At 41.8% G+C, this 3287-nt stretch carries 3 protein-coding genes; 1 reads left to right on the top strand and 2 read right to left on the bottom strand.

What is annotated here, in order from left to right; translation table 11 throughout:
• Positions 1-403 (bottom strand): ribose-5-phosphate isomerase RpiA (gene rpiA, locus GRP75_RS22395; RefSeq protein WP_160790399.1); only part of this gene is annotated, 403 nt, incomplete at its 3' end.
• A 60-nt stretch (positions 404-463) separates the two neighbouring features.
• Positions 464-934 carry a GNAT family N-acetyltransferase gene (locus GRP75_RS22390; RefSeq protein ID WP_160790398.1) on the bottom strand — a complete coding sequence of 157 codons (471 nt, stop codon included), beginning with the start codon at positions 932-934 and terminating at the stop codon, positions 464-466.
• A 467-nt stretch (positions 935-1401) separates the two neighbouring features.
• Between GRP75_RS22390 and GRP75_RS22385 the strand changes: the two genes are divergently transcribed.
• Positions 1402-3171, top strand: a complete 1770-nt coding sequence (locus GRP75_RS22385; RefSeq protein WP_160790397.1) for a methyl-accepting chemotaxis protein — start codon at positions 1402-1404, stop codon at positions 3169-3171.
• The last annotated feature ends 116 nt before the right edge of the window (positions 3172-3287 follow it).

The following is a 3287-nucleotide window of genomic DNA, read 5'->3' as shown; positions in this document are numbered from 1 at the left end:
CGACCTCAACGGGTAAAGGAAATGCACCCAGCACCTTCACATCCTTGGACTCATCGACAATAATGATTAATCGGTCGCTATTGCTTTCCACAATTTTCTCTCTCAGCAGGGCTCCGCCTCCACCTTTCACCAGTACCAGTTGCTCGTTCACTTCATCTGCACCGTCGATGGTAACGTCAAGCCTTCCAATCTGATCAAACGGAATGATGGGAATTCCCAGCTCCCTGGCCTGATCCTCCGAGGCTTGGGATGTAGCTACAGCCTGTATATGTAATCCTTGCGCTACACGCTCACCGATTTTTTGAATAGCCCAAAAGGCTGTCGAGCCTGTACCAAGTCCTACTTTCATGCCGTCCTGAATCGCCTCAACTGCTTTTTCGGCCGCTTTTTGCTTCAAATTCATTATCATCTCTCCCGCTATATAGGCTAGTATTGATCATCATCCATTTTATAAGAGAACGCTTTATAATAACAGAGACAGCTTTTTACCATAACAAAGGCTGTTTTCATCGTGTTCATACTCCCCAAACCGTTTAATAGGTTCGTATCCCCGCTTGGTATAGAGAGCAATCGCTTCAGGTTGAGCCGCTCCGGTCTCCAGTTTAATTCTTACAACTCCTCGTTTGCTGGCTTCCTCTTCCAAAAAAGATAATAGACTCACCGCAATTCCTTGTCTGCGATAAGAAGAATCGACATAAAACCTTTTGAGCTCCATTTCTTCCGCATCTATAGGCCTAAGCCCTCCACAAGCCACCGGTTTTTCGTCCACATACACAACAGCGAAAACCATTTTTTTAACTTTCGGATTGGAAAAATCGACCAAGTAAATTTCGTCAGCAGGATACCTTTCCAGCAAGTCCTCATCCAGCCTTTGAATCAACTTATGCAGATCCTCATGATTACTCTCAACCTTTAAAATCGTAAGCTTGGACATTCTTCTTATCCCTCTTCTCTTTACATGGATATAAGGACTCATTTCGCAAACAATTCACAAAAACCGCGCTAAATCAAGCATTTTTAACGTCAAATATGAAAAATGTCCCAAATTGATAAGTGCATTTGACTCTATTATAAAGTATGATGGTTTCTGTTGAATAGTTGCTTATGGACTGTAATGAAGTCGAATTTCAAGTAGAAGTATAAATTGGAATATACTGAAACACAGACAGCGTTTACCTATTAAAAATTAATTTTTTATTGTGTAAGGTATTCATTTCAAGGGCTTTTCGTACGACATATATATAGGGATATCATACTTGTCTATAAAAGGACTTAAGACCTATTACTTAAAATTCAAGAGTCTATGATCTCGATTAATATGTTTGTAAGGGGGACTTGATTATCTCATTCGATAAGCGGTTCAACACCATATACAAAAATACAACCAGGGAGTGGAACATTTTGAAAAAGTGGAGTAGCTTATCATTCTTCACCAAAAACTTATTATTATCCTTCTTCAACATCGTATTGATTGGGCTAGTCCTTATTGTGTCCAGTTATTTGATCCAACGTACGATTTTGATAGACCAATTGCATGGGCAAGTGGAAAAAATCACATTGAAGTGGGCCCAGGGCATTAATTCCGATGAAGTAACCCAAGCGGTTCAAGAGAAAAATTATGATGGACCCGTTCAAACCAAACTCCGCGCGTATCTAGATAACATCATGGCGACGAATCCAAATATCTCTCATGCTTATATTTTCGGGACGGAGCTCGAAAATGGCAATCTAACATCTATTGTGGCGATGCCAACGGATCTCAGAGAAGCATTTGAAAAAGATAAGCTGCTCGTTGGCTCCATGTACGAGCAACCCAATGTCGTAGCAGTAGGCGTAACCGGTATGCTGGACAGTGGCAAACCAACATTCACCAGCTTCTACGATGATTCTTTTGGTACATGGACGACTTTGATGACTCCGATTAAAGATCCAAGTGGCAAAATCTTTGCATATTTTGCAGTTGATGCAGATGCCGGTGCCGTACCTGCAGGATTGACCAAGCTGCTCATTAGCGGCGCTACCATTTTAGTGATTTTCCTACTGATCTGCCTGGCGCTTCAATATTGGGTTGTGAAACGCACGCTGTCCCCGATTAAGCAACTGATGTACGGTATCAGTGAAGTAAGCAGAGGAAATCTGGATGTTCAAATTCATGCAGGTCATGATGATTTGGGGCTCGTGAATCAGAACTTCAACAATATGGTAAGTCATATTAACAGCATTATGACCAAAGTGAAGCAGACAACGGATGAAGTCAATGAATCTGCCAAGGAATTACTCGCAATCTGCGAGCAAAACGGAATCAATTCCAACATCATCAATCAAAACATCAGTGAAATCACGGAGAATATCCGTTCGCAGGAAAAAGCAACAGGTGATAGTGCACGTGCCATGGCTGAAATGGCTTCGGTAATTCAAAATATTGCCACTAGTTCTTCCAATGTTGCGGAGGAAGCCAATTCGGTAGAGAAACGTTCTAATGAAGGCAACGAGATTGTAGGTAAGGTATCATCCCAAATGCACTTGATTACCGATACAGTAACCAATACTTCCCGTATCATCAAGTTGCTGGACAGTCGTTCGCAGGAAATTGGCAATATCATCAGTACCATTTCAGGCATCTCCAGTCAAACCAACCTGCTCGCTCTGAACGCTTCTATTGAAGCTGCGCGCGTTGGCGAAGAAGGTAAAGGCTTTGCCGTTGTTGCCAGTGAAGTACGTAAGCTGGCAGAACAATCTGCGGATGCAACCAAACAAATTACGTCCCTGATTGAAGAAATTCAAAGTGAAATCGGACAAGCTGTGAAGTCGATGGAGCAAGGAAACGTTGAAGTTCAAAACGGAATCGTCGTTGCCGGACAAGCAGGCGTGCTGTTCAATGATATTCTTCAAGCAACTAAAAATGTAGCATGGCAAATCCAAGAAGTATCCAGTGCTACTGAGCAAATATCTGCGGGTACACAGGAAATGACAGCAACAGCAGACGATCTTTCTTCCACCGTAACCAAAACAGCCAATAACAGTGTTCACATTGTGCGAACGGTGGAGGAACAAAAAGCTTCTTTGGATTCGATCATTGATTCATCCCATAAATTGACATCCATGTCTGAAGAGCTTCAAGAAATTACATCTTATTTCAAAATTGCAGACACCAACCGTGCCAAATCATAATAACCATTTATCGACTCCAAAATTTATTTCATAAGTAAATCATTCGGTAATGCCTCCCTCCTGTTCATGCATTTGAAGGGATCGGAGGCATTTACTGAGTTTATCATTTATATTAA

This window comes from Paenibacillus sp. OT2-17 (assembly GCF_009827695.1).
In the GTDB taxonomy this organism is placed as follows: domain Bacteria; phylum Bacillota; class Bacilli; order Paenibacillales; family Paenibacillaceae; genus Paenibacillus; species Paenibacillus polymyxa_B.
The sequence above is the reverse complement of the archived record's forward strand: the minus strand, read 5'-3'. Positions and strand labels throughout refer to the sequence as shown.